24 protein-coding genes, 1 tRNA gene and 5 pseudogenes are annotated in these 25,538 nt (G+C 70.5%); 15 read left to right on the top strand and 15 right to left on the bottom strand.

Features of this window, described 5'->3' with window-relative positions; translation table 11 throughout:
• Positions 1 to 26: 26 nt before the first annotated feature.
• Positions 27 to 590, top strand: coding sequence for a CGNR zinc finger domain-containing protein (locus AB0N16_RS18625; RefSeq protein WP_365797939.1), 564 nt, complete (start codon positions 27 to 29; stop codon positions 588 to 590).
• 25 nt (positions 591 to 615) lie between these two features.
• Here the strand turns inward: AB0N16_RS18625 and AB0N16_RS18630 are convergent, their stop codons facing one another.
• Positions 616 to 828, bottom strand: a complete 213-nt coding sequence (locus tag AB0N16_RS18630; RefSeq protein WP_365797942.1) for a hypothetical protein — start codon at positions 826 to 828, stop codon at positions 616 to 618.
• 176 nt (positions 829 to 1,004) lie between these two features.
• Here AB0N16_RS18630 and AB0N16_RS18635 point away from each other — a divergent pair.
• The 3 genes and pseudogenes from AB0N16_RS18635 to AB0N16_RS18645 form a co-directional block, all read left to right on the top strand.
• Positions 1,005 to 1,580: pseudogene (locus AB0N16_RS18635) on the top strand (MBL fold metallo-hydrolase); the annotation flags it as partial.
• Positions 1,581 to 1,775: 195 nt separating this feature from the next.
• Positions 1,776 to 2,345: a hypothetical protein gene (locus tag AB0N16_RS18640; protein ID WP_365797944.1), complete on the top strand. Its 570-nt coding sequence runs from the start codon at positions 1,776 to 1,778 to the stop codon at positions 2,343 to 2,345.
• Positions 2,346 to 2,595: 250 nt separating this feature from the next.
• Complete coding sequence (locus AB0N16_RS18645) at positions 2,596 to 3,171, top strand: hypothetical protein (RefSeq protein ID WP_365797946.1); 576 nt, start codon at positions 2,596 to 2,598, stop codon at positions 3,169 to 3,171.
• A gap of 38 nt (positions 3,172 to 3,209) precedes the next feature.
• Here AB0N16_RS18645 and AB0N16_RS18650 read toward each other — a convergent pair whose 3' ends face one another.
• The 3 genes from AB0N16_RS18650 to AB0N16_RS18660 all read right to left on the bottom strand — a co-directional run bounded on the left by AB0N16_RS18650 (position 3,210) and on the right by AB0N16_RS18660 (position 5,764).
• Positions 3,210 to 3,806, bottom strand: coding sequence for a GPP34 family phosphoprotein (locus AB0N16_RS18650; protein ID WP_365797948.1), 597 nt, complete (start codon positions 3,804 to 3,806; stop codon positions 3,210 to 3,212).
• Complete coding sequence (locus tag AB0N16_RS18655) at positions 3,803 to 5,245, bottom strand: NAD(P)/FAD-dependent oxidoreductase (RefSeq protein WP_365797949.1); 1,443 nt, start codon at positions 5,243 to 5,245, stop codon at positions 3,803 to 3,805. The genes AB0N16_RS18650 and AB0N16_RS18655 overlap by 4 nt, the downstream gene beginning before the upstream one ends.
• Positions 5,246 to 5,317: 72 nt before the next feature.
• Positions 5,318 to 5,764 (bottom strand): VOC family protein, encoded by a 447-nt coding sequence (locus AB0N16_RS18660; protein ID WP_365797951.1) that lies wholly within the window; start codon positions 5,762 to 5,764, stop codon positions 5,318 to 5,320.
• Between AB0N16_RS18660 and AB0N16_RS18665 the strand changes: the two genes are divergently transcribed.
• Positions 5,763 to 6,044 (top strand): hypothetical protein, encoded by a 282-nt coding sequence (locus AB0N16_RS18665; protein ID WP_365797953.1) that lies wholly within the window; start codon positions 5,763 to 5,765, stop codon positions 6,042 to 6,044. The genes AB0N16_RS18660 and AB0N16_RS18665 overlap by 2 nt on opposite strands.
• A 245-nt stretch (positions 6,045 to 6,289) precedes the next feature.
• On the opposite strand, the gene AB0N16_RS18670 is transcribed toward AB0N16_RS18665, so the two are convergent.
• Together AB0N16_RS18670 and AB0N16_RS18675 are read right to left on the bottom strand one after the other, a co-directional pair.
• Positions 6,290 to 6,718: an organic hydroperoxide resistance protein gene (locus AB0N16_RS18670; RefSeq protein WP_365797955.1), complete on the bottom strand. Its 429-nt coding sequence runs from the start codon at positions 6,716 to 6,718 to the stop codon at positions 6,290 to 6,292.
• A gap of 318 nt (positions 6,719 to 7,036) precedes the next feature.
• Entirely contained in the window at positions 7,037 to 7,336 is a 300-nt protein-coding gene (locus AB0N16_RS18675; protein WP_365797957.1) for a hypothetical protein, read from the bottom strand.
• 179 nt (positions 7,337 to 7,515) lie between these two features.
• Between AB0N16_RS18675 and AB0N16_RS18680 the strand changes: the two genes are divergently transcribed.
• The 3 genes from AB0N16_RS18680 to AB0N16_RS18690 all read left to right on the top strand — a co-directional run bounded on the left by AB0N16_RS18680 (position 7,516) and on the right by AB0N16_RS18690 (position 11,944).
• Complete coding sequence (locus AB0N16_RS18680) at positions 7,516 to 8,280, top strand: CHASE3 domain-containing protein (protein ID WP_365798544.1); 765 nt, start codon at positions 7,516 to 7,518, stop codon at positions 8,278 to 8,280.
• A 207-nt stretch (positions 8,281 to 8,487) separates the two neighbouring features.
• Positions 8,488 to 11,286: an AAA family ATPase gene (locus AB0N16_RS18685; protein ID WP_365797959.1), complete on the top strand. Its 2,799-nt coding sequence runs from the start codon at positions 8,488 to 8,490 to the stop codon at positions 11,284 to 11,286.
• 184 nt (positions 11,287 to 11,470) lie between these two features.
• Positions 11,471 to 11,944, top strand: coding sequence for an SRPBCC family protein (locus AB0N16_RS18690; RefSeq protein WP_365797961.1), 474 nt, complete (start codon positions 11,471 to 11,473; stop codon positions 11,942 to 11,944).
• Positions 11,945 to 12,014: 70 nt separating this feature from the next.
• Here AB0N16_RS18690 and AB0N16_RS18695 read toward each other — a convergent pair whose 3' ends face one another.
• On the bottom strand, positions 12,015 to 13,547 hold the full coding sequence (locus AB0N16_RS18695; RefSeq protein WP_365797963.1) for an MDR family MFS transporter: 1,533 nt from the start codon (positions 13,545 to 13,547) through the stop codon (positions 12,015 to 12,017).
• 200 nt (positions 13,548 to 13,747) lie between these two features.
• On the opposite strand from AB0N16_RS18695, the gene AB0N16_RS18700 reads away from it, so the two are divergent.
• On the top strand, positions 13,748 to 14,236 hold the full coding sequence (locus AB0N16_RS18700) for a TetR/AcrR family transcriptional regulator (RefSeq protein ID WP_365798546.1): 489 nt from the start codon (positions 13,748 to 13,750) through the stop codon (positions 14,234 to 14,236).
• Between the two features lie 100 nt (positions 14,237 to 14,336).
• Here the strand turns inward: AB0N16_RS18700 and AB0N16_RS18705 are convergent, their stop codons facing one another.
• The 4 genes and pseudogenes from AB0N16_RS18705 to AB0N16_RS18720 form a co-directional block, all read right to left on the bottom strand.
• On the bottom strand, positions 14,337 to 14,495 hold the full coding sequence (locus tag AB0N16_RS18705; protein ID WP_365797965.1) for a hypothetical protein: 159 nt from the start codon (positions 14,493 to 14,495) through the stop codon (positions 14,337 to 14,339).
• A gap of 108 nt (positions 14,496 to 14,603) precedes the next feature.
• A complete protein-coding gene (locus tag AB0N16_RS18710; RefSeq protein ID WP_365797967.1) occupies positions 14,604 to 14,852 on the bottom strand; it encodes a hypothetical protein in 249 nt (82 codons plus the stop codon).
• Positions 14,848 to 15,036: pseudogene (locus tag AB0N16_RS18715) on the bottom strand (WhiB family transcriptional regulator); the annotation flags it as partial. The pseudogene AB0N16_RS18715 and the gene AB0N16_RS18710, both read right to left, overlap by 5 nt.
• Before the next feature lie 168 nt (positions 15,037 to 15,204).
• Positions 15,205 to 16,121, bottom strand: a pseudogene (locus AB0N16_RS18720) (zinc-binding alcohol dehydrogenase).
• A gap of 439 nt (positions 16,122 to 16,560) precedes the next feature.
• Between AB0N16_RS18720 and AB0N16_RS18725 the strand changes: the two are divergent.
• On the top strand, positions 16,561 to 19,302 hold the full coding sequence (locus tag AB0N16_RS18725; protein ID WP_365797968.1) for a LuxR family transcriptional regulator: 2,742 nt from the start codon (positions 16,561 to 16,563) through the stop codon (positions 19,300 to 19,302).
• 18 nt (positions 19,303 to 19,320) lie between these two features.
• Here AB0N16_RS18725 and AB0N16_RS18730 read toward each other — a convergent pair whose 3' ends face one another.
• Positions 19,321 to 20,121, bottom strand: coding sequence for an alpha/beta fold hydrolase (locus AB0N16_RS18730; protein WP_365797970.1), 801 nt, complete (start codon positions 20,119 to 20,121; stop codon positions 19,321 to 19,323).
• A 331-nt stretch (positions 20,122 to 20,452) separates the two neighbouring features.
• Here AB0N16_RS18730 and AB0N16_RS18735 point away from each other — a divergent pair, with 331 nt between their 5' ends.
• The gene (locus AB0N16_RS18735; RefSeq protein ID WP_365797972.1) at positions 20,453 to 20,923 is read left to right on the top strand and encodes an SsgA family sporulation/cell division regulator; all 471 of its coding nucleotides are present in this window, start codon (positions 20,453 to 20,455) and stop codon (positions 20,921 to 20,923) included.
• 18 nt (positions 20,924 to 20,941) lie between these two features.
• Here the strand turns inward: AB0N16_RS18735 and AB0N16_RS18740 are convergent.
• A pseudogene (locus tag AB0N16_RS18740) lies at positions 20,942 to 21,619 on the bottom strand (M28 family peptidase); the annotation flags it as partial.
• 44 nt (positions 21,620 to 21,663) lie between these two features.
• Between AB0N16_RS18740 and AB0N16_RS18745 the strand changes: the two are divergent.
• Positions 21,664 to 22,344 carry an alpha/beta hydrolase gene (locus AB0N16_RS18745; RefSeq protein WP_365797974.1) on the top strand — a complete coding sequence of 227 codons (681 nt, stop codon included), beginning with the start codon at positions 21,664 to 21,666 and terminating at the stop codon, positions 22,342 to 22,344.
• 79 nt (positions 22,345 to 22,423) lie between these two features.
• A pseudogene (locus AB0N16_RS18750) lies at positions 22,424 to 22,900 on the top strand (tyrosine-type recombinase/integrase); the annotation flags it as partial.
• 99 nt (positions 22,901 to 22,999) lie between these two features.
• Here the strand turns inward: AB0N16_RS18750 and AB0N16_RS18755 are convergent.
• Positions 23,000 to 23,073 (bottom strand) — tRNA-Pro (locus AB0N16_RS18755).
• A 163-nt stretch (positions 23,074 to 23,236) separates the two neighbouring features.
• Between AB0N16_RS18755 and AB0N16_RS18760 the strand changes: the two genes are divergently transcribed.
• Positions 23,237 to 23,746 (top strand): DUF309 domain-containing protein, encoded by a 510-nt coding sequence (locus AB0N16_RS18760; RefSeq protein WP_365798548.1) that lies wholly within the window; start codon positions 23,237 to 23,239, stop codon positions 23,744 to 23,746.
• A 44-nt stretch (positions 23,747 to 23,790) separates the two neighbouring features.
• A complete protein-coding gene (gene cobF / locus AB0N16_RS18765) occupies positions 23,791 to 24,561 on the top strand; it encodes a precorrin-6A synthase (deacetylating) (RefSeq protein ID WP_365797976.1) in 771 nt (256 codons plus the stop codon).
• 154 nt (positions 24,562 to 24,715) lie between these two features.
• Here the strand turns inward: cobF and AB0N16_RS18770 are convergent, their stop codons facing one another.
• Positions 24,716 to 25,462 carry a cobalt-precorrin-6A reductase gene (locus AB0N16_RS18770; RefSeq protein WP_365797978.1) on the bottom strand — a complete coding sequence of 249 codons (747 nt, stop codon included), beginning with the start codon at positions 25,460 to 25,462 and terminating at the stop codon, positions 24,716 to 24,718.
• Positions 25,463 to 25,538: the final 76 nt, after the last annotated feature.

A 25,538-nucleotide genomic window follows, 5' to 3' on the forward strand; every position in this document is an offset into this window, starting at 1 on the left:
GCGGAGTCACCTGTCAAGATGGTGATGTGAATCTTGACCATGTCTTCGTATGCGGGCACCCGGCTCTCGACTTCGCGGCCACGCTCCGGGCCCGGCGGTCGACCCGGTTCGAGATGTTCGTGACGCCGGAGCGGCTCAACGCCTGGTACCTGGAGTCCGGCCTGGTGGACACGATCGCCGACGGCCAGGACGACGACGTACGGGAGGCTACGGCCGTACGCGAGGCCATCTACCGGCTCGTGACCGACCGCCGCCTGGGCGAGGAGTTCGACCCGGAGGCGCTCGACGCCGTCAACGCGGCCGCGCGCAAGACGCCCGTCACGCCTCAGCTCACCCTGGCCGGGCGGCTCACCGAGGCCACGCCCGAGCAGGCGCTGGCGACGGTCGCCCGGCAGGCGGTGGAGCTGCTCAGCGGCCCGGACGTGCCGCTGATGAAGGAGTGCGGCAACCCCGAGTGCACCCGCGTCTACATCGACCGCTCCCGGGGCATGCGGCGCCAGTGGTGCGGCATGGAGTCCTGCGGCAACAAGATCAAGGCCGCCGCGTACCGGGCGCGCAAGAAGTCCGGGCCCGCCACGGCCGCACACTGACCACCCTCTCGCCTGGTCGCCGGAGTCAGTCGGCCGCAAGATCCTTGTCCTTGAGGGTCCTGCGGAACCGGTTCATCAGCACCGCCCTGGCCCAGCGCACGGGCGGCGGAAAACCCGAGTAGACCCGTTCCCGGCCGGGAACGGGCTCGGGGTGTTCCAGGAATCCGAAGGCCAGGTGCGGCTCGCTGCGCCAGACCCCGAGAACGTGCGGACGGACGTGAAAGGTCCACCACAACACGTGCGGCCCACCGCCCTGTCGGCGAAACACCTCAGAGATACATGGCCCGGTGGCTGCGGTAGGCGAAGGTGTCGCCCGAGCTGAGGATGGTCACGATCTCCTCACACAAGGACGAGGATCGGAAGAGCCATGCCGCAACCCCCACGACCGGACGACATCGTCCGTGTCGACAGCACGTGTACACCGTGACCGGCGGCAACACCAACTGGGTGATCATCAGGGGCGGGGACAGCTGCCCCCTGGTCGACGCCGGCTACCCCGGCGACCGTGACGCCGTGCTGGGCTCGCTCGCGGCCCTGGGGCTGGGGCCGCGTGACGTGGCCGCCGTACTGGTCACGCCCGCGCACAACGACCATATCGGCGCGGCAGAGCATTTGCGCTCCCATTGCGACGTGCCGGTCCTCATGCACCACGAGGAGGTGCCGCACGCCCGCCGTGACTCCCTCGCCCAGGTGTCCGTGGGACAGGTGCTCGCGCAGGCCTGGCGGCCCGGCGTACTGCCGTGGGCCATCCACGCCCTGCGCGCAGGCAGCACCACGTATGTGCCGGTCTGCGAGCCGCAGGCGTTCCCGGCGCCGGGAGCCCTCGACCTGCCGGGAGCACCGGTGCCCGTGCACACCCCCGGACACACCAAGGGCCACTGTGCCTATCACCTGCCCGAAAGCGACATCCTGATCACCGGCGACGCCCTGGTCGCCGGCGACGCCCTGGTCGCCGCGCACCCCACGTCGCGGATCAGCGGTCCGCAGCTGACCTCGTGCGAGTGACACCGTCGACGCTCGAGGAAACCGAAGAGCAGCCACACTTCCTCTATGCACGGCCACATCAGCGCTTATCGTGAAGAGTGAGCATGTCGGAGAAACCATCTGGCGTTGACACTTATCCACACGGGACCCATGGCGTGGGTACCATGCGCAACGTCATCCATATCGAGGGAGTGAACGGTTGTGACCAGGCAATCAGCCGACACGCTCCGATCGCGGTACGTAGCACAAGCCGCATCGGACTTGGAGGAGAACCGTCGGCGACAGCAGGAGCTGGCGGACAGGATCTCCGCATTGAAGCAGGAGGAAGCCCTCCTCGCGGACATCCTCAACCTCGCCGAGCGGTACGAGGGTTTCGCCGATGCGTCCCGGCTTCCTGAGCAGTTGCAGGACGAGCCCGTCGTCGCGAAGGCGAAGAAGACGTCCACCGAAGCCGCCACCCGACGCTTGACGTCGGCCAAGAGCGCTCCGACCAAGACGGCGAAGGCCGGCGCGAAGGGGACGTCGCGTCAGCCTCTGCTCGGTGACCTGTTGGCGGAGCTGCTCGGCCGGTACAAGGAGCCGCGTCTGGCGAAGGAACTGCGCGACGAGCTCCTCGAGAAGCACCCGGACCGCAATCCCACACCTCAGGTGGTGCGGAACACCCTCGAATCCCTGGTCGCCAAGGGCCGTATCCGGCGCCACAAGCAGCAGCGCTCCGTCATGTACAGCCTGGTCAAGTCGGGTGCGGCAGACAGCGACAGCTCCGACTGACTCGTCTGCTTGTCCCGCGGGCGGTGATCACAGCCGGACGGCAGTGCACAGCATGCGCGACACATCCCGCCTCGCGGGACGGGCGAGACGTCTCAACCGACCGTGTGAACCATGTGAACCAGGAGAGGTCCAGACCCCGTTGGGGATGAGAGGTTCTGTTCCCAGAAACCTCGTCTCCAGTAGCGTCCACCTCTGCAGGAACAGTTCATCACATTTCGGACGACAATCGCGTCACGGAATCCTTGAGCGGGTGGCAGCGGACAACGCCGCCGCCTTCGCCGGGCTGTCGACTTCTTTGGGTGTGCGCCTCGGCCTGTACCGGGCCATGGCAGGGGCCGGGCCGCTCACTTCGACCGAGCTGGCCAAGAGGACAGGGCTCGTCGAGCGCTATGTCCGCGAGTGGCTGGACGGGCAGGTCGCCGGCTCTTATGTGATCCACTCCCCCGAGACGAACACGTATCTCTTTCCGGGAGAGCACGCGGCCGTACTCGCCGACTCCTCCCTGCCCACGTACGTCGGCGGCGACTTCACCATGCTGAAGGACCTCTGTGGCGCCGAAGAGGCGCTGGCGAATGCCTACCGCAACGGTGGCGGGGTGAGCTGGCAGGACTTCGGGCCCGATCTGGCCGAGGGCATGGCCCGATCGGCCGGTCCTTCGCCTCCACCTCATCCGTCCTGTGTCTGCCGGTGGCCCCGTCACAGAACGGCCCGCACGCGCTCGGCAATCACCCCGGCCAGGATGCCCTCAAGGAGATCGGCACCGAGGTGGGCCCTCGCAACCGGCGGCTCGCCGTCGAGACCTTCACCAACAGGGTTTACGACGTGACGCGTTGACGGACAGCCGCTGCCCGGGCACGGCGGCGGCTACCAACCACGCCATACATTGTCGAACGCGGCATTCTCGACATCCCGCTGCAGTCGTACGGCCTCCAGCTGCATCGCCGCGTCACCCACGGCGGCCAGTACGGTCGTGACGGCGTCGTCGAGGAGGCCGTCGTCGGCATCGGACGGCTGGCCCAAGGCCGCCAGCAGGCCGGCGAGGACGGGCTCGTCGGAGGCCCTGCGCTCCTCCGCCTCGCGGCGCTCCTGCGAATCGGTCAGTACGGCCTTCCCGGACAGCAGCCGGAGCCCGTGGCCATGCGAACGGACGACAAGGCCGGCCCGCTCCAGGGCGTCGGCGTATGCCGACACGAGGTTCTCGGCGCGGCGCCACAGCCAGTCGTCGACGGTCTCGTACGGCTCCTGCCGGACGAGTGAGACACTCGCCTGTTCCAGCAGCGGGTCCCCGGACGCCGTCTGCGGGCCGGGCACCATACGGTCGCCATCCAGGCGCAGTACCCCACTCCGCAGCAGGTCGATCGCTTCGGCACCGGCGAGTGCGAGCGACAGGTCGCCCTGGCCCGTGAGTTCCCCGGGCGGCATGGTCAGCGCGATGAGCACGAGGTCGCGTGCGGTGGTCATGCGTCCCTCCTGGTCTCCAGCAGGCGCAGCCACACCTCGCTGATGGTGGGGAAGGCGGGTACGGCGTGCCAGAGGCGTTCGACCGGCACCTCGCCGGCGATGGCGACGGTGGCCGAGTACACCAGCTCCTCCACGCCCGGCCCGACGAAGGTGGCGCCGATGACGACCTGCCGGTCCCGGTCGACGAGGACGCGGGCCCTGCCCCGGTAGTCGGGGCGGTACTGGACGGCGCCCGCGAGGTGTCCGATCTCGTAGTCGACGACCTCGACGTCCCGGCCGAGACGCTCGGCGTCCCGCACGGTCAGGCCGACACTCGCGACCGTGGGATCGGTGAAGACGACGCCAGGGACGGCCTCGATGTCGGCCGTGCTGCTGTGCCGCGCCCAACGGCCCGTGTCCAGCTGCTCACCCCGTGCCCGGTTGGCGATCACCGCACCGGCGACGCGGGCCTGGTACTTGCCCTGGTGCGTGAACAGAGCCCGCCGATTGACGTCGCCGACGGCGTACAGCCACTCCCCCGGGACGGCGGTGACGGTCAGGCTGTCGTCGACGGTGAGCCAGTCCCCCGGTGTCAGTCCCACGCTGTCGAGCCCGATGTCCTGCGACCGCGGGGCGCGGCCGGCGGCGAACAGGATCTCGTCAGCGGTGAGTTCGGAACCGTCCGACAGCCAGACCCTGACCTCACCCGCGCCGTCCGCTCGCTTCGCGTCCACGACGGAGACGCCGAACCGCACGTCCGCACCGGCCTCCCGCAGCCGCTCGGTGACCAACTCCCCGGCGAAGGGCTCCATCCGGGGCAGCAGTCCGTCCTCGCGGGCCAGCAGGGTCACCCTGCTGCCCAGGGCCTGCCAGGCGGTGGCCATCTCGACGCCCACCACACCGGCGCCGACGATGACGAGGCGCTGCGGCACCTGGCGGGCGCTGGTGGCCTCCCGGCTGGTCCAGGGCCGCAGTTCCTCGATGCCGGGCAGCGAGGGCAGGGCCGCGCGGCTGCCCGTGCAGACAACGACGGCGTGCCGGGCGCGCAGCCGGACGACGTCGCCGTCCGGCGTCTCCACCGTCACCTCGCGTTCTCCCGCCAACCGGCCGTGGCCGCGCAGCAGATCGATACCGACCGACTTGATCCACTCGACCTGGCCGTCGTCCTTCCAGTGGGCGGACATGCGATCGCGGTGCGCGAGGACGGCGTCAACGTCCAGCGGTCCCTTGACGGCCGGGTCGAGACCCGGGATGTGCGCGGCATCGGCCCGGAACAGGGCCGGTCGCAACAGGGCCTTGCTGGGTTCGCAGGCCCAGTACGAACATTCGCCACCGGCCAGTTCGCTCTCGACGATGACGGTGCTCAGACCGGCGGCGGTGGTCCGGTCCGCGACGTTCTCGCCGACCGGGCCGGCGCCGATCACGATGACGTCGTATGTGCGGTTGTTCTCGGTCGTCATGTGTCCTCCGTTGGCTGTGAGCCGTGCGGATGGGTGGTGGGCGGATGGGTGCTGGGCGGAGTCAGGCGGCTCTCAGCGGCCGGGGGCGCGCTCGGTGACCTCCTGGAGGAACCACTCGTTGCCGTCCAGGTCCTTGAAGGCGGCGAAGGTGCCGTAGCTGGCCCGCTCGGGATGCAGGCCCCGCACCCGGTGCGTGTCACCGGCGTGGTGGAAGGCACCCGTCTCGTCGCGGAACGGGCCGTAGACCTCCACGCCGTACGAGGTCAACTCCTCCTGGGCCTTGAGGATGTCGGTGACGGTCAGCTGAAGGCCGTGGAGCGTGCCGGGCTCCTGCTGGGTGAGCCCCTCCCCGAAGATGATCGAGCACTCGGAGCCGGGCGGGGTGACCTGCACGATCCGGTAGCCGTCGTTGATCGGGAAGTCGGCGTCGAGGCGCCAGCCGAGCCGCTCGACGTAAAAGCCCTTGGCCCGGTCCACGTCGGCGACGGGCAGGATGACGACTTCGAGCTTCATGTCCATGGCTGTGTTCTCGCTTTCGGTGGTGTGGTGCCCTGCGCAGGCGGGCGCCGTGCGCTCAGTGTCGGCCGCGGCCGACATGTGCCGCCTCAGTCAACTGACGGTGAATCACGGGTGCGTCGACCAATTCGTTACCGAGGCCACCACACCCGACGGCTGCCTGATACGCGAGACCTTCGCCCCCGAGACCCCGGCGGCGCCGGTGCACCCCAACGCCACGGGTGAGAGCGCGATGGCCACCGCGGTCGAGGGTGTTCTCGCAGGTCACAGCCGACCTCACTGACGTCTCCGGGCCCGCGGTCAAAGAAGGCTCGCGGGCCCGGGGCCATACCCCGACAGCACAGCGCTCTCCGCCCAGCCCCACACCTGCGCATCCGAGGGCCAGTCATGGCCGCCCTCGGCCCCGGCCGGGCCACCCCGAGACACCTGCTCATCGGAAACATGTTCAGCAGAGGCCCGTCGGGCATGTGCGCGACGTTTCTCGATAACACTCACACGAATGTGCGTCAGGGAGGCCATGGCGGGCTCTCAGGCGGCGGCGCTGGCGTTGATGGTGACCGGGATGTTGCCGCGCAGGGCCTTGGAGTACGGGCAGATCTGGTGGGCGGCGTTCGCGAGCTCCTGGGCGGTGGCGTCGTCGACGCCGCCGAGCACGGGGTTGAGGACCGCGGAGAGGGAGAACTCGCCGTCGTCGCCGTGCGTGAGGGTGATGTCGGCGGTGATGCTGGTGCTCGTCAGCCGGATCTTACGGCCGGTGGCAGCGCGACGCAGGGCGCCGAGGAAGCAGGCAGCCCAGCCTGCGGCCAGCAGCTGCTCGGGGTTGGTCGCGGTACCGGCGCCACCGAGCTCCTTGGGGAGGGCGAGGCTGGTCTCCAGCAGACCATCGGAGGAGCGGACGTGACCGCCATTGCGGCCCTCTCCGTCGACGTTGACGACGGCGGTGTAGCTGACTGCCATGACTGTGCTCCCCCATCGGGTTGAAAGGTCTGTGCATGTCGCCGACCAGGACCTTTATCGCGTCACCGGTTGAGGCGGTGACGTAATCATGGCAGCCGTTCACGTCACCCGTCAAGGCGGTGACTGTCGACTTCGCCGGTTCACATGTCGCCCGTCGCTTGTTGAGGAAGTGACACAGCTCGTGAGACGGAAACGCCGGACAGCTCCTGAGACAGCCGACGAACCCGCTGTTCAGAGCGATGACTTATGACACGAAGCGCGAGACCCTACAGGTCTGAGCGACCCCAGCGACCCGAGCGGCCTGACGCGCCCTACTGCTCACTCGTGGGGTACTCGGCGTACCACCGGGCCGTCCGGGTCATGGAACGGGAAGTGTGAGCGGTAGCTCTCCCGTTCGAGGTGCAGTCCGGACCGCGGCGCGGGCCCGCCCGTGTGGTAGTAGTCGCCGACCTCGACGCCCAGCGCGTTCAGCCGGTCCCTGGTGGCCACGATGTCGGGGACACACAGGTACATGTTCTGCGCCGAGCCGGGCGCGGCGGTGGTCAGGCCGGTGCCGAACCGGACCGACCAGCCGAGCCGCGCATAGGTCGAGGAGGTGTGTGTGCGTTCGATACGCATACCCTCGGCCTGGAGATACATTGCACACTTCAGGTGTCTAGGATTCCCATGGTGGGCGGGGCATGAGTGCGCAGCAGGAGTACAGAAGGCGACGACTGGGGCTGACGAGCCTCACGGTGGCGGCGAGTGGCCTGCTCGCCCTGCTGATCGGGGTGGCGTTCGCGGTCCTGCTGTGAGCGATCTCCGACGCGAACAGCTCCACCTCCGCTCGCCGGGCCTCCCGTACGGCGCTCGTCGAAGCCGGGACCATGGAACGGCTGCTCCTCGATCTCGAGACCGGGCAGCGAGGCTTCGTGATCACCAAGCACGAAACCTTCCTCCAGCCATGGCAGCAGGCACGCTCCCAGCTCCCCGCGGCAGCGCGGCGGTTCACCGAGAGCGCCACCTCCCCGGATCAGCGGCGCACGGCGGAACGGACCGCCCGGGGCGTCGACTCCTTTCTGAAGGACTACTCGGGCCCGCTGGTCGACATGGTCCGGCGGGGTGATCCCGCCGCGTCCTCCCTGAAGACGACCACCGAGGGCAAGGAGCGCGTCGACACCTTGCGGGCGCAGTTCGCCCAGTACATGGCGGACGAGCGCGCGCAGCTCGCGGCGCACACCGACGCCGCCGGGACGAACAGCCGGCAGGCGGTGCTCGCGGCGGCCATCGGGCTTGCCACGTCGACCGCGCTCGTGGCCGTCTTCACGATCCTCCAGCACCGTGCGGTGGTACGGCCGGTGCGTCGGTGTCGGACAGGTGCAGATCGAGCAGCAGTCCGTCGGGGCGATGAGCCCGCACCGCGGCCAGCCCGAGGCACCGTCCTGGGACTCCGCCACGACACGCAGGCCACGTGCCGTCAACAGCGTCGTGGCGATGCGGCGGAACCCATGGGCGTCGTCGACGACGACGATGTTGATGGACATGCCTTCAGCATGCCGAACCCCCTCACCACCGGACCATAGGGGGAGCCCTACGCTTTGTGGATCGCTGACTCAAAGAGAACCCCAGCGGACCTCTCACCGTCCGTTCCCACCGGTCTGATCGGCGCGGGCATGATCTGGATGCCCTTTAGACTGCAGTGATTGCATGACCGCACGGAGCCAGGTGCAGCGCAGCCGGGTCGGCGGATGTCACCGGGCCTCCAGCCGTCAGCCGTTGGAGGCCGCTCGATGAATAACCCGGACTCGACCATCTGCCCGGCCTCGACACGGCTGGTCGGACGGGACAAGGACCTCGCCTTCATCCACTCCTTCTTCAGCAACTCCGAGGTCCACGGTGCCGCGCTGCTGTTGTCGGGCGAGGCCGGGGTGGGCAAGACCGCCGTGCTCGACGCGGTGGCGACCGGGGCCGCGCACAACGGCGTCCGGGTGCTGCGCGCGGCCGGTGTGCAGTTCGAGGCGGACATCAGCTACGCCGGGCTCAACCAGCTTCTCGTGCCGCTCTTCGACGACTTCGACGTCCTGGACCCCGTCCACCGCGACGCCCTGCGGGTCGCCGTCGGCATCGGCAGCGGTCCGGCGCCGGACCGGCTGCTGACCTCCACGGCAGTCCTGCTGCTGCTCCGGATGACGGCGGCCCGTACGCCGCTGCTGCTCGTCGTCGACGACCTGCCGTGGCTGGACCGGGCGACCAACGCCGTGCTCGGTTTCGTGGCCCGGCGGCTGGTCGGCAGCACGATCGGCTTTCTCGCCGCCTCCCGTGAGGGCTCCGAGAGCTTCTTCGAGTCCAGCGGTCTGACCGAGCACCGCCTTGAGCCGTTGGACGACGCTTCGTCGACCGAGCTGCTCGCCCTCGCGCACCCGGACGTCTCCCCCGCCGTACGACGCCGTATCGCGGCCGAGGCGCGCGGCAACCCGCTGGCGCTGGTGGAGTTGCCGGTGGCGCTCTCGGCAGAGCAGCGGGCGACGCTGGCGATGGTGCCGGCCGTGCTGCCGCTGAGCGAGCGGTTGCAGGCGCTGTTCGCGTCGCGGGTGGCGGAGCTGCCGGCGCGCAGCCGTGAGCTGCTGCTGCTCGCGGCCCTCGACGGGACGGGGGACCTCGCGTCCGTCAAGGCGGCGGCGTCCGGCCGGGCCGAAGTCGATGACCTCGTTCCCGCCGAGCAGGCCCGGCTGGTGACGGTCTCCGCGGGCAACCGCCGGCTGTCGTTCCGGCATCCGCTGATCGGTTCCGCGGTGGTGGAGCTGGCGACCGCGACGGAACGCAGGCGAGCCCATCGGGCGCTCGCGGACGTCCTCAGCGGCCAGTTGGAGCGGCGTGCCTGGCATCTGGGCGAGGCGGCGACGGGCCCGGACGAGACGGTCGCGGCCCTGCTGGAGGAGGCTGCGCGCTGCCGGCTGCGCCGCGGGGACGCGTTGGGCGCGGTGGCGGCGCTGACCCGGTCCGCGGGGCTCAGTCCGGCGGCATCGGACGAGAGCCGCCGGCTGGCGGTGGCGGCCTATGTGGGCGTGGACTCCGGCGGCGAGCTGGAGGACGCCACCCGGCTGCTGGCCGAGTCCCGGCTCGTCCATCCGGTCGGCCATCAGTCGCTGCACGCGGCGACGGCATCCGCGTTCTTGCTGATCAACCGGGACGGCGACATCGACACCGCCTACCGGCTGCTGATCGGCGCGATCGAGTCCGCGGAGCCCGAGCACCATTACGACGCCTCCGACGAGGGGCTCATCGAGGCGCTCCATCTGCTGATCTTGCTGTGCTGGTACGGCGGTGATCCGAAGCTGTGGGAGCCGATGTTCGCGTTCATGGACCGGCTCACTCCCGAGCCGCCGGAGTTGCTCCGGGTGATCACCCAGACCTTCGGCGACCCGGCCCGCACCGGTGCGGCGGCACTGCCGCGGCTGACGGAGCTGATCGCCACGGTCGGCGACGACCCGACCCGGGTGATCCGGGTCGGCACCGCCTCGGTCTTCGCCGACCGGCTCGGGGACTTCCGGGGGGCCACGCGCCGGCTGGTGGAACAGGGCCGGGCCGGCACCGCACCGGTGCGCCGGCACCTGGGTGCGCTGATGCACCTGGGCCTGGACTACTTCCATCTGGGCCGGTGGGACGACGCCGCGCAGCTGGCGGCCGAGGGGCTGACCCTGTGCGAGAACCACGACTACCGGTTCTTCGCCTGGTACTTCCAGTACATCCAGGCGGCGGTGGCGGCGGTGCAGGGGGACGCGGAGACCAGTGCCGCGCTGACCGAGGAGATCGTCCGGTGGGCGATGCCGCGCGGGACGTACGGCGCCCGGTTCTTCGCCTGTCACGCGCGGGCGTTGGCCGCGCTCGGCAGCGGCGATTTCGAGACCGCCTACCAGCACGCCTGCACGCTCAGCCCGCCCGGGACAGTGGCCCCGTACGTGCAGATCGCCCTGTGGGGCACGATGGACCTGGTCGAGGCGGCCATCCGTACCGGCCGGGAGCAGGAGGCCGCGGCGCACGCGGCGGCGATGCGCGCGTCATCGATGGCCGCGCTGTCGCTACGGCTGGAGATGCTGGTGCTGGCCTGCGAGGCGCTGACCACGCCCGGTCGGCCGGGACTGGCGCTCTTCGAGCAGGCGCTGTCGCTGCCCGATCCGGAACGCTGGCCCTTCGACGTGGCACGGGTGCGGCTCTTCTACGGCGAACGCCTGCGGCGGCTGCGGGCCACGGCGGATTCCCGGGAGCAACTGGCCCAGGCGTTGGAGGCCTTCCAGCGGCTGGGTGCCAAGCCCTGGGTGACGCGTACGGTGGCGGAGCTGCGGGCCAGTGGCCAGTCCACGCCCGCCGCGGCCCGGCCGGGACCGGTGGCGCTGACCGCGCAGGAGCTGCAGATCGCAAGGCTCGCGGCGACCGGACTGACGAACAAGCAGATCGCCGAGCGGCTGTTCCTGTCCCACCGGACCATCGGCACGCACCTGTACCAGATCTATCCGAAGCTGGGCATCGCCTCGCGGGCCGCGCTGCGGGACGCGCTGTCGCAGCTCGACGCGCACGACGGCGGCCAGTGAAACGGACCTCGCGGTCCCCCAAGGCTCTTTGATGTGTCCCCAGGCCGTTTGGCGTTTCCCCAAGTCATTTGACCTATGTCGGGCCCGCGTCGAGCGACCAGAGTGGGGCGGGAGGGCGTCCTTCCGGTCCGCCCTCGACCGGTGGCCGTTCCTGAGGCCACCTGCACCACGAAAGGGGAACAGGATGCCCGGCGCGTCGGAGAGCCATCCGGACATCCATTGGCCCTCGGGCTTCTCCCCCGATCAGGCGCACGGTTTCTGCCAGGCGCAGGCCGTCGTGCACGCCCCGCCCGCCAGGGCCTTCGGGTTGCTCAGCGACGTGGCGCGGTGGCCGGAGTGGGTGCCGGGCATCACCGAGGTGCGGGCCGGGCCGCTCGCCAGGACCTTCGAGGTGTGGTTCCACCAGCACCGGTTCGAGATCTTCGTGGGCGAGCATGTGCCGCATCACCGGCTCGGCTGGTCGGGCATCGGCGCCGGGGTGCAGCTGTACCAGGCGTGGCTGCTCATCGCGGTCGAGGGCGGCACCCGGGTGGTGACGGAGAACGTGGTCCGCGGCCCCGGCGCCAAGTCGCTCCAGGTGTCGTCCCCGGTGTGGGTGAAGCGGTTGAACTCCCTTTGGCTCGCCCAGCTCAAGCGGCTCTCGGAGGGCACCCCGTAGGAATCCGCTTACGCCGCCGGCCGGCACCCGGTGGGGGCGTCGACCGGTCGAAGGGCGAGGGGTGTCGCGGTCAGGCGGTGGTGACAGTTTCCTCGGCGACGGCGGTGGGAGTGGAAGCGGCCTCGCCGCCCTTGCGGGCCGGCTTGAGGAAGAGGGCGAGCAGGATGCCGACCGCGACGGTGGGGGCGATCCAGAGGTAGCCGGTGGCGGTGGCGTGGGCGAAGGCGTCCAGGGCGGTGTCGCGCAGGGCGCCGGGCAGCTGCCCGATGGTGTCGGGGCGGGCGGCGTCGAAGCCGCTGGCGGTGGGCAGGGCGTGGGTGCGGACGGCGAAACCGGTGTTGAGGAGGGTGCCGAAGACGGCGACTCCGAAGGCCGCGCCGATGGAGCGGGCGAAGGTGACCACGGCGCTGGCGGAGCCGAGATCGGCGGCGGGCACGCTGTTCTGGACGGTGGTCAGGACGACCATCGGCACCATGCCGATGCCGACGCCGGTGATCAGGAAGTAGACGCTCAGCACGAGGGTGCTGGTGGCGGCGCCGATGGTGCCGAGCAGAAGCAGTCCGGCGAGGTTGGCGACCAGGCCGCCCAGCAGGATCTTCCGCAGCAGCTCGACGCGTGCGGCCCAGCGTCCGGCCAGGGACTGGCTGATGACCAGTCCGGCGACCAGCGGCAGCATGAAGACGCCGGACAGGGTGGCGGATACGCCGTGGACGATCTGCAGGTAGGTCGGCAGGTAGACCAGTACGGCGAACATGGCGGCGTTGGCGAAGAAGCCGATCAGCGAGGAGAACACCACGGTCCGGGAGCCGAGCATGGCCGGCGGCAGGACGGGGGCGGTGGCGCGGCGCTCGACGGGCACCAGGAGCATGGCCAGCGCCACGGTGGCGACGATCAGGCCCACGATGGCCGGTGAGCCCCAGCCCCAGCGCTCACCGAAGGAGGTGACCAGGACCAGGCCGGTGGCGATGGCGGCCAGCAGGGCCGCGCCGAGGTAGTCGATGCGGGCCTTGGTGCTCCGGGTGGCCGCGGGCAGGGCGCGGGCGGCGATGGTCAGGGCGACGATGCCGACGGGCAGGTTGACCAGGAAGGCCCACCGCCAGGAGAGCTGGTCGGTGAAGACGCCGCCGAGCAGGGGGCCGACGATGCTGGCGACGCCGTAGACCGAGCCGAACATGCCCTGGTAGCGGCCGCGTTCGCTCGGGGCGACGATGTCGCCGACGAGAGCGAAGGTCAGCACGATCATGCCGCCGCCTCCGACGCCCTGGAGGACGCGGGCGCCGATGAGCTCGGGCAGGTTCTGGGCCAGGCCGCAGGCGACCGAGGCGATCAGGAAGATCGAGGTGGAGGCCAGGTAGAGCCGCTTGCGGCCGAACATGTCGCCGAGCTTGCCCCACAGCGGGGTGACCGCGGTCGAGGCGAGCAGGTATGCGGCGCTGACCCACGCGATGTCGTCGAACCCGTTCAGGTCCTCCGCTATCCGGGGCAGGGCGGTGGAGACGATCGTCTGGTCCAGGGCCGCGAGCAGGACGGCCAGGACCAGCGAGCTCATCGCGGCGGCGACCCCGCCTGCCTTGGGTGATGAGGACTCGGTTGCCTTCGACATGGAAGATGCCTTTCCCAGAAGTGGAACACCAGAATGACGAAACCTCTGCGATCTGTCACTCGAATGTAGCACTTACTGGGCAGGGTTCTACTCCCGAGAGGCGTTAGATGTCTCAGGCATCACATTCCGGCACTAGACTCGGGCCGGTGAGAGCCGACGCAGCACGCAATCTGGAAGCCGTCCTGACCACCGGGGCACGTATGCTCGCCGCCGACCCCGGCGCCAGCATCGCGAGCATCGCCGCCGAGGCCGGTGTCGACCGGCGGACCGTCTACCGGCGCTTCGCCAACCGCGACGACCTCCTCGCCGCCATCTACGAAGCCCGCCTCACAGCCATCGAGCACGCCATCGAGGACGCCCGCCTGCGCGAAGCCCCCGTCGCCGTCGCCCTGCACCGCTACGTCGAGAACATCATCACCGTCAACCGGACCTGGCCCGTCGACCTCACCCGCATGCTCGCCGACGACAGCGTCCACGCACGCCGCGACGCCTCCATCCACGAGGTCGACGCCTTCCTCCAGCGCGCCACGGACGAGGGCGTGCTGCGCCCCGGCCTGCCTCAGGGCTGGGCGAGCGCGCTGCTGCCGCAGCTGATGCACCTGGTGGCCCGGCAACTGCCCGAACTGAGCCCGGGCCAGGCCGCGGACGTGGTCGTCGACACCCTGCTGAACGGTCTTGGGACCTCCTGACACACCGAAGGCCCTCGGCAGACACCTTCCTTCAGGTGTCTGCCGAGGGCCTTCAGCGCGGGCGGCGACGCTGTTCACAGGGACACCGCCGCCGCCCATCTCATTCCACGACCTGCCGAGCCGTGTCCGTCTCGGCGGCCTCCAGCTTCTCCTCCGCGTCCCGTGGGCGCGGAGCCGCCATGGAGGGCGACGGCACGGTACCGGGCAGTTGGACGCGGCGGAGTCGGGGCTGTTCGTTCGCGGCGGTGGAGCGCTTCAAGGTTTCTCCCATCGGGGGCGCGAAGAGATCGCGGGGGCGAAAAGATCGCGGGGCGAAGAGTGGGTGCCCCGAGAAACCAAAGAAACGGCCGCCACATTCCGCACCTGCTCAGCCCTGCCGTACTCCTTCGAGGAAACGGCCCGCCAGGTCGACGCGTTCGGCGAGCGTGGCGGGTATCTGCCCGACGTCCACGAAGAGTTCGCGCACGCCCGCCTCGGCGGCGGCACACGCGTAGTCGATGTACTGGGTGAGAGTGCCCGCCTCCGGCATCCGGTCCGGGTCGGTCTTCGTGTCGGTCAGCTCGGGGTTGACGCGCAGAGCCATGCGCAGGGCCGCGGGATCGCGGTCGGCCTGCACGACGCTCCCGCTCGGCCATCGCGCCCCAAACCCCGTACTCCTCACGGTGGTCGAGGGCATGGGCGAGGCAGTCGAGCCGCACGGGGCAGTCCAGGCAGAGGGTCTTGGCCTCTTTCTGGGCGGTTCCCACGACGAACATCCGGTCCGGCTGCGTCCGGCACAACGCTCGGTCGACCCAGTTCATGTCACCTCGCTCCCCAGCGGACGCCTCTCGGGCCCGCCTGTGCGTCCGTACACACGCACAGGTAGATACGTGTGAGCCTACCTCACATGTGTCTTAGTCGTCGCTTCGGGCGGGAGCCGGGCAGGAGATCGGGAGCTGCTTACGGCCGGTTCAGCGGGTTGAGCCGGTTCAGTCCGCGTACCGGATGCGGTGGCACAACGAAGGAATGTCACCCGAGGCCAGGCCGGGCAGCACCTCGGGAAGCTCCTCGAACCGGCTCTCGCCGGTGATCAGGGCGTCCAACGCCGGGTCGGCGAGCAGTTCGAGGGCGAGGGCGGGCCGGTCGGCGTAGGTGCGGTCGGCGCGGGCCGGGGAGACGGTCCCGACCTGGCTGCTGCGCAGGGTGAGGCGGCGGGAGTGGAAGCCCTCGCCGAGCGGAAGGGCGATGCGCCGGTCGCCGTACCAGCTCAGGTCGACCACGGTGCCCTCGGCCCGGAGCAGTTCCCAGGGAGCGGGCGAGGCCCTGTTCGGTGGCGCTGGCATGGATGACGAGATCGCACTCCCCCAGCGCCTGGGACGGCGCGGCGAAGTCGACGCCGAGCGCCTTCGCGGTCTTGGGCCGCCCGGGTCGGCGTCCACCAACTGCACCCGTACACCGGGGAACCTGGCCGGCAGGGCCGCCACCGAGCTGCCGACCATGCCGCCGCCGACCACCGCGATCCGGTCCCCGACCAGGGCGCGGCATCCCACAGGGCGTTCACCGCGGTCTCGACGGTGCCGGCGAGGACGGCGCGCTCGGCGGGCACCGCGTCCGGTACGACGGTGACGCCGGCGGCCGGCACGACGTACCGCGTCTGATGCGGGAAGAGACAGAACACCGTGCGCCCGACAAGAGCCGCGGGGCCTCCCTCGACCTCTCCGACATTGAGGTAGCCGTACTTCACCGGGCCGGGGAAGTCCCCGTCCTGGAACGGCGCCCGCATCACCTCCCACTGGCTGCGGGGCACCCGGCCGCGGAACACCAGCGTCCCGGTTCCGCGACAGACATGTCTCGTGGCAGAAGGTACACACCCGCTTCCGGTGAGGTGCCTGGTGCGGTGCGGAATCCACCGGTCGTAGGGCCAGCCAGCCCTACAGACAGCACCTCTACGCATGGGGGCCAGCCGTACAACAACAACTTTTTCGGCCACAGCGGCTGACGGATTCTTCCGTGCGTTCTAATCTTCTGCGGGAGGTGTGAAGAGGCGGACGGTCGGACGTATCACGGGTACGACCGCTCGCCGTCGGGGATCACACCGAGGAGTGCCGGACCGTCCACCAGGCGCGCTGTCCCCTGCGCAGCCGTCCGAGATCGGTTGCGGGCACGCACCACCCTCGAGTCCGGGCGGCCGACCGCGGGGACACCTGTCACCACGGCAGGGAGGGACAACAACGTACCCTCACAAATGATTTGGCGTGATCCATGCGCCTGGATGCGAGAGTGTTCGGGCCGGACTGGTTCATCGGGGAAGGGAGTGGGGGACGGTGGAGTCAGTGGTCGGGACCATGATCGGACGCGACAGCGAGCAGGAGGTGCTCTCCGCGTTCGTGACGGCACCCGGAGGCAGGGCGCTCGTGCTGCGGGGTGACTCGGGTGTGGGCAAGAGCGCGCTGCTGGGACATGTGTCGCAGCTCGCGGCGGCCGAGCAGTACCGGGTGATCCGGGCGGCCGGAGTGGAGGCGGAGTCGGAGCTTCCGTTCGCCGGTCTGCACCAGTTCCTGTATCCGCTGCTGGCCTACATCGACCGGCTGGACGAGGTCCACCGCAAGGCCTTCGACGTCGTCTTCGGCAGGAGCGAAGGCACTCCCCCGTCGGTCATGACCCTCGGCATCGCCGTCCTCGATCTGCTCTCCCTGGCCGCCTCCCAGCATCCGCTGCTGCTGGTTCTGGACGACGGGCAGTGGCTGGACGACTCCAGCACCGAGGTGATCGGTTTCGTGGGGCGCCGGCTCACCGGCAGCTCGGTGAAGCTCGTCGTCGTCCTGCGGGCAGGCGTGCCCTCGGGCTTCGACACCGCCGCGCTGCCGGAACTGGCGGTGACCACGCTGTCGGAGAAGGCCTCCGAGCAGATGCTGGACCTACACCACCCCGGGCTCGCCCCCCGCGTGCGCCACCTGGTCCTGGCCGAGGCTCAGGGCAATCCGCTGGCCCTGCTGGAACTGCCTCCTTACGTGCGCGGCAGCCGAACGGGGCATACGCAGGAGGAGCCCTTCGGCTACACCGGCATCCCCCTGCCGCAACGCCTGCAACAGGTCTACGGCGCCCGGATCAAGGCTCTGAGCGACGCCGTCCGCGCGGAACTGCTGCGCGGTGCCCTGGACGGTGTCGGGGCCGGTACGGCGGCCGGTCAGGCCAGGGGTGGCCGGTACCGGATGGTCGACGCCGACGAGGCCACGGAATACGGGCTGCTCGAGGTCGACCCGCTGAGCGGTGACTTCGTCTTCCGGCATCCGCTGGTGCGGTCGTCGGTGGTGCAGACGGCGACTCCGAACGAGCGGCGTGCGGCGCATGCCGTACTCGCGGACGTGCATCGTGACGACATCGAACGCCGGGCCACGCACCTGGCGGCATCGACCGTCGACCCGGACGAGGGGGTCGCCGCGGCCCTGGAAGCGGCCGCCGAGTCCGCCACCCGGCGCGGTGGCGCGGTCGCCGCCGTGGCCTGGCTGACCCGCGCCGCCGAACTGAGCGAAACCCCCCAGGAGCGGTCCCGCAGACTGGGCAGCGCGGCCTACGTCGCCGGGCACTCGGGCCGGTTGGACCAGGCACGGCAGCTGGTCCGCGCAGGTGCCGGCGCTGACACCGGCGGCTCCCCGGACTCCGTGGTCACATCGGGCTATGTCGCCTTCTTCGAGGACGGGGACATCCGGTCCTCGCAGCACCAGGTCTTCACGGCGATCGAGAGTCTGCGCGACCGTGGGATCCAGGAGCCGGACGAGGTGCTCACACGGCTGATCGACCTGCTGCTGGCCATCAGTCAGTACGGCAGTGACGAGGCGTGGTGGCTGCGGGTCCACGAGTTGCTGGACAGCCTGGGTGACGCGGTGCCCACGCACTCGCGTATCTACCAGGACGCTTGGGGTGACGTGGTCCTGCGCGGGGCTGGGGTGCACGAACGGCTGGAGCGTGAGTTCGCCCGCCTTGCGGACCTGGAGCCGTGGGATGTCACGCGGCTGGCTGTCGCCGCCTATCACGTGGACACGCTCAGCCAGTACCGGCCGCATCTTCAGCGCATGGTGGACCGCGAGATCGAGACGGGCGCCATGGCAGACGCCATGACCATGCTGCATCTGATCATGCTGGACCAGATCGCGGTGGGTGAGTGGGACGAGGCAGAGCGGACCGGGCAGCGATGCCTGGAGCTGACGACGACACACAAGCACGCGCTGTTCGTCCACCACACGCATGCCTACTTGGGGTTGTTGGCGGCGTTGCGGGGCCAGGTCGAGCACGCCCGAAAACTCCAGGCCACCGTCGACGCCTGGGCCCGACCCCGCGGCATCGGCTTCCTCACCCAGATCACCGACACCATCGGCACCACCGCCGCCCTCGCCGAAGGCGACTACGAAGCCGCCTACCTCCACGCCATCGGCATCACACCCCCCGGCACCTTCCACCCCTACGCCCACCAAGCCCCCCGCACCCTCCTCGACCTCGTCGAAGCAGCCCTCCACACCGGACGCACCCAACAAGCCCACCAACACGCCCAAGCCGCACACCACGCAGGCCTGGCCCACATCAGCCCCCGCCTCGCCCTCACCACCTACGGCGCCCTCGCGATGACCACCCCCGACCCCACCCAAGCCGACCACTACTACCACCAAGCCCAAACCCACCCCCACGCCCACCACTTCCCCTACGAACTCGCCCGCATCCACCTCGCCCACGGCATCCGCCAACGCCACACCCACGGACCCAAAACCGCCCGGCATTCACTCACCCTCGCCGCCCAGACCTTCCAACGCCTCGGCGCGGCCACCTGGGCCGAACGCGCCCACGCCGAACTCCGCGTCTCCGGCCTCGTCACCCGCGCGACCACGCAACTGGCCGAGCTGACTTGGCAGGAACGCCGGATCGCCGACCTCGCCGCGAGCGGCCTGACCAACAAGGAGATCGGCGAACGCATGCACCTCTCTCCGCGCACCGTCAGCTCACACCTGTACCGGGTCTTCCCCAAACTCGGCATCACCTCCCGCGCCGCCCTGCGCGACGCACTGGCCAGGATTCCCGACGACCAGAACGTGTGAGTGCGACCTTCTGGGTTCCTACAAGGGGTGGGCCCGCAGGCCGAGTTCCTCGAGCCAGCCGAGCACGTAGTCCGCGACGAACCTCCATCCGTTGTCGATGGTCAGTGAGTGCGCGCGGTCCGCGAACTGCTTGAGGTCGGTCACGGCCAGGGAGTCGCCGTACTGCTTGTACGCCGCGCGCGTGGCGGCGTCGGGCACCAGCAGATCCTCCTGTCCCGAGATCAGCAGGAGCGGGCCGCGGCCCGCGTTGCCGACGTCCGCCACCGCGCGCGGGCTGCGCGCCGAGTCGGCACAGCCGAGGTCGGCGAGCAGCCGGCGGGGCGTCGGCACGGCATAGCGTTCGTACAGCCGGGCGGACTCCTCAGCGGTGACCGTGTTCGCGAAGAGGCGATGGAACTGATCCGAGGACAGGGAGACCAGTGGATCAGTGCCGTCGGTCTGGCCGGGGTGCCACAGCCCGGCCGGCGGGGCGGGCAGCGCGATGTCGTTGACCGGAGCGGGGGCGATGGCCACCCCGGCCTGACCGATGTTGGCGCCGATGAGGTGCTGGACGATCAGCCCGCCCACCGAGTGGCCGATGAGCACCGGCGCAATATCAAACGAGTCTACGATTTTGGCGTAGTGGTCCGTCAGCAGGTCCAGGCCGACATCGGTGAGCCGGTCGGCGGACTTCCGCATCTCCCCCACGGTGAACGGCTCCCCAGGCCAGCCCGGCGTGAAAGCGAGAAAGCCCCGGCTGGCGAAACGCTCCGCCCACGACTCCCATGACAGCGCGTGAAGCCACGCACCATGGATGAAGACGACGGGGGTACGGTTCACGGCTGCTTCCTCCGAGCACGACGACCACCCGGCACCGGCACGCGGGCGACTGTTTCAGCATCGTTCAGGGGCAGGTCAAGGGCGACAGTCGAATGACTTAATGTTCATGGTCCGTGGTGGCTGACCGCGCCGAACAGCCCGTGCCGGGCACCCTTTCCAGGCCGCCGCAAGCGGACACGGGTCCGTCTGGAGCAGCGCCCGAGGGCTGCCCGGCACTGTGCTCGGTGCCCACGTCGGTGAAGTTCGCCGGTCAAGTTACTTATGTACGTCGCTCTCGTGGCGGCAACAGTGGACGAGACCAGCTTCCGCCACAGAGAGGGACCAACTCGTCATGATCGGCAACCAATCAGATCGACAGACCTGCCAAGCGGTATCGCACGGTCGCTCCGAGCTGGTCCTGGACATCGAGCGAGTGCTGGACCTCACCACCCGGCAGACCGTACGCGCCGAATTCCGGTTCGACCCGGACGCGCCCTGGGTCGTGTCCGTGGAGCTGGCCATCGAGGGCGGCCCCTGCGTCCTGTGGCGGATCAGCCGCGATCTTCTCCACCAAGGGCTCTACTCGGTGAGCGGTTTCGGTGACGTCCAGCTCTGGCCGTCCTACCCCGCCGACCGCGCCACCGCACGGCTGCAGCTGACGTCCCGGGACACCGCTGCTCTGTTCGAGCTACCCGTCCCGCCGCTGGCGGAGTGGCTGGCTGACACCTACGAGGTGGTGCCCGCCGAGGCCGAGCTCGACGAGACCGACTGGGATGCCGCGACCGCGGATCTGCTCCAGGAGCCGCAGGCCCACTGCGACTGACCGCGTCCAGCCCCGGGTTCAGCGCCGGGAGCGTGCCGTGCTCTCCGGCTCGGGCCACGACATGGCGGTCAGGGCGGTGGCGGCGGTGACCGCGGTGACCGTGGTCAGACGGTCGTAGTCGGGGGTCCTCGGCACATCCGTCGACCGGTGTAGTGCGGATTGCGGAAGTTCGCGGTGTCCGTGAGCATCAGCGCGGGAACCCCACGGTTCCAGAACGGGGCATGGTCGCTGCGCCCCAGATGGTTGGCCGGGGGGGACGGCCAACCCGATGAGCAGTCCGAGCAGGCCATCGGGTCGTGGGTCCCGCAGCAGCAGGGCGGGGAGCGACGGGGAGGCCACCGCGGCGGCCCGCTGCCATGTCCTGGCCGCCGCGGTCGCGGAACGGCGGTGGACCACGAGGGTGAAGTCACCTCGGTGGCCGCCCGCCCGCACCGCGGCGGACGCTTCGGGGAAAACGCGCTCGAAACCGACGGGCAGTTTCTGGGTACCAGGGGTGTCCGCGAAGTAGCCGACGGACTCCAGGCAGATCATTCCCCGTACCCCGCCGTCCCGGCCCAGTTCGCGGGCTGCCTGCCGGGCCCCGATCAGTCCGGGTTCCTCCATGTCGAACACGGCCAGGACGACGCGCGCGGACACCGGCGCCTCGGCCAGCAGGCGGGCCGTCTCCAGCAGGACCGCCACGCCGAGGGCGTTGTCGTCGGCGCCCGGACGTCAACGCCTCCTCCGGCGCCTACGGCCTCATGCCCTCGCATCCGCACGGATACACCCGCGAGCGGTACAGCCGCTTCCTTCAGGTACTGATCAACCGGCTCGGGGTGCCCCGGGTGCATCTGCTCGGGCACTCGCACGGCGCGTTCGTGGCCGCCTATCACGCACTGCACCGCCCCGAGCAGGTGTCGGGCGTCGTGCTGTACGAAGGCGCCCCCGTCACCGGGCCCGAACACGGCGCGGAGGCGAGCCGCATGGTGGAGGCGTACGTCGCCCAGCACGCGGGCCACCCCGGGCTGCCGGGACTGCTGACCGCGTTCGGTGCCATGGCCGACATCTCCAGCGACGAGCAGACCGTGGCGGTCGCGCGCGGTGTGCTGCCCTGCTACTTCGCCGACTACTGGGGCAACGAGGAGCAGTTGGCGCCCTTCCGGGACGCGGTCCGGGCCACGTACATCTCGGGCCTGGACGAGGACCTCGTACCGGAGGTCATCGACGACCGGGCCGCGCTGAAGGGGCTGGAGCCGCCGGCTCTGGTCGTCGTCGGCCGGCACGACGTGATCTGCGGGCCGCGCTGGGCGTACGAACTGGACGAGCTGATCCCCGACTCGCAGTTGCTCGTGCTGGAGAACAGCGGGCACATGGGGCACATCGAGGAGCCCGAGCTGTTCGCGGACGCGGTCCGTGACTTCGTCCTGCGGACCGGGCGGTAGGGCACAACGGAGGTTCACGGGCGTCCGCCTGCTCAGGGCGACGCCCGTGAACCTGGGACGGGAGACGGTCCGTCGTTTCTGGACCGTGCGGCGCCAGACCACACCCGCACCCGGCGGGCTGACCGACAACGGCACCAAGGGCAAGCGGGCCCGCAAGGTGCCCATCGTCGAAAAGATCCGTCCCCTCGTCGCCCAGCGCGTCCTGTCCGCCGGCCCGAATCCCGATGCCCGCCTGTTCACCGGCCCGCGCGGCGGACGCATCTCCACCGACGTCCTGCGCGACGCCACACACTGGGACGACGTGGTCACCAAGCTCGGCTACGAGCACCTGCGCCGCCACGACCTCCGGCACACCGGACTGACCTGGTTCGCCGACGCCGGAGTCCAGGTACACGTCCTCCGCCGGATCGCCGGCCACGGCTCCCTGACCACCACCCAGCGCTACCTGCACTAGGACGTACACAAGATCACGGCCGCTGGAGCGGCCCTCTCCGCGCACCTCAGCGTGCTGCGCGCACCGCGCTCGCTGCCGAGCCCGATCGTCGTGACCCGCTGACCTGGGTCAAGGGCGCCGGTCCCCAACTGGTCCCCAAGAATGATCAAGGGCCGGTTTCGGATGCCTCCGAAACCGGCCCTGACCTGCGACTGTCTCCAGTCGGGACGACAGGATTTGAACCTGCGACCCCTTGACCCCCAGTCAAGTGCGCTACCAAGCTGCGCCACGTCCCGGTGCGCTCACTCGCGGTGACCCGCGTGATCACGCGAACAGCACTTTACCCCACGTCCCCGTGCGGCCCGAAAGAGGGCGAGGGGAGGACGAGGGGAGGGCGAGGGGAGGGGAGGGGGAGGGGAGGGCGAGCGGAGGGGAGGGACAATCGGTCGTATGGGCCGTATGGGAAACGCCGGGGCAGGGGCACGGGACCGGGACGCCGAGGGGCGGGCGCGCAGCGCGCGGCCGCGGGACGGGCTGGGGCGGCCGCTGCCGTACGGCGCGCCGGGCGTGGAGCGGCAGGCCGAGGGCGTCGTACGGACTCCGCAGGAGACCGTCGTCGAGGCGCAGGCGCTGCTGGACGCCGGGAAGCCCTTCCACGCGCACGAGGTGTTCGAGGACGCCTGGAAATCCGGGCCCGAGGAGGAACAGACGCTGTGGCGGGGGCTGGCCCAGCTGGCCGTGGGGCTCACGCACGCGGCCCGGGGGAACCTGACCGGCGGAACGCGGCTGCTGCGGCGCGGCGCGGGCGCGATCGAGGAGTGGGCGGCCGGCAGCGGGGTCCGGCGGCCGTACGGCATGGAGCTCGACGGACTCGCCGAGTGGGCGCGGGAGCTGGCCGGGCGGGTGGACAGCGGTGCCGGGAGCGTCGAGGCCGGGGCCGAGGCGCCGCGGTTGCGTGGCACCCGGTAGCACCGGGGGACCCGCTGTCAGTGGCATGCGGCAGACTCGGGGGCGTGCGAAAGATTCATGTCATCGGTATCGGTGCGGGCGACCCCGACCAGCTCACCCTCCAGGGCGTCCGGGCGCTGCAGAGCACGGACGTGTTCTTCCTCCTCGACAAGGGCGAGGTCAAGAGCGATCTGACCCAGCTGCGCCGGGACATGCTCGACACGCACATACCCGACGGCGGCTACCGGTTGGTGGAGGCGCGGGACCCGGACCGCGACCGGGCCGCGAGCGGCGGGGCGTACTCGCCGGCCGTCGGGGACTGGCGCAGCGCCCGCGCGGACATCTACGAGCGGCTGATCCGCGAGGAGCTCGGGGCGGAGCAGACCGGTGCCTTCCTGGTGTGGGGCGATCCCTCGTTGTACGACAGCACGCTCGCGATCCTGGAAGAGGTACTGGCCCGCGGCGCGGTGACCTTCGAGTACGACGTGGTGCCCGGGATCAGCAGTGTCTCGGCGCTGGTGGCCCGCCATCGCACAGGACTGAACCGGGTGGCCCGGCCGGTGCAGATCACCACCGGACGGCGGCTCGCCGAGGGGCTCCCGGACGGCGTCGACGACGTGGTCGTGATGCTGGACGCCCACCAGGCCTTCCGTCAGTACGCGGACCAGGACATCGACATCTACTGGGGCGCCTACCTCGGCACCCCCGACGAGATCCTGGTCTCCGGTCCGCTCGCCGAGGCCGGTCCGCGTATCGAGCGGCTGCGGGCCGAGGCCCGGCAGCGCAAGGGGTGGATCATGGACACGTATCTGCTGCGCCGTCACCCGGGGTTGTGAGCAAGTGGGCGTGGGCCTCGGCGGCCATGGTCGGGCAACCTGCTGTCGGCCTGGCCGCGGGCCCCGAAGGCCCCGGTCGGGCTCGGTGTGTTCCCGCCCCCGGCCGGACTCTGGCCCCGGCCGTCACGCCCCGGCCGGACCCAGGCCCCGGCCGTCACGCCGGGCCGAGCGCCAGTCGTTCCAGTACGGCCGCCACATCAGGCACCGCCGTCGCCCCCGCCGGCAGCGGTGGCCGCCGTACGACGACCACCGGCACGCCCAGTTCGCGTGCCGCCGTGAGCTTGGCGGCCGTCGCCGCTCCCCCGCTGTCCTTGGTGACCAGGACGTCGATCAGGTTCTCGCGCAGCAGCGCGGTCTCGTCGGCCACCGTGAACGGCCCGCGGGCCAGCAGCACTTCGGTGTGCGGGGGCAGCGGGGGCGCGGGGGGATCCACCGAGCGGACGACGAAGTGCCGGTCGGCCAGGTGGGCGAAGGCGGACAGGCCCAGACGTCCGGTCGTCAGGAGAACCCTGGGGCCGAAGCGCGGCAGCAGGTCCGCCGCGGCGGGCAGCGACGCGACCGGGTGCCAGCGGTCCCCGGCGCCGGGGCGCCAGCCCGGACGGCGCAACACCAGGGCCGGGACGCCGGTCCGTGCCGCGGCCAGGACCGCGTTCGCGGTGATCGTCTCCGCGAAGGGGTGGGTGGCGTCCACGAGGGCGTCCACGCGGTGTGCGCGCAGCCAGTCGGCGAGGCCTTCCGCCCCGCCGAAGCCTCCGACGCGTACCTCGCCTGCCAGCGCGCCCGGCCGGGTGACGCGCCCGGCCAAGGAGGTCGTGACGCGGACACCGGGGTGCGCGGCGAGCACGGCGGCCAGTTCGCGGGCCTCGGTGGTGCCGCCGAGGATCAGGACGTGCGGGGACATGGGGCGAGCGTACGGCGCCCTTGAGCGGGCCCGGGACGCGGGACGGCCGCCCGGCGGAGCCGGGCGGCCGTCGTGG

The sequence above is a fragment of the Streptomyces sp. NPDC051105 genome (genome assembly GCF_040682795.1).
Lineage (GTDB): Bacteria > Actinomycetota > Actinomycetes > Streptomycetales > Streptomycetaceae > Streptomyces.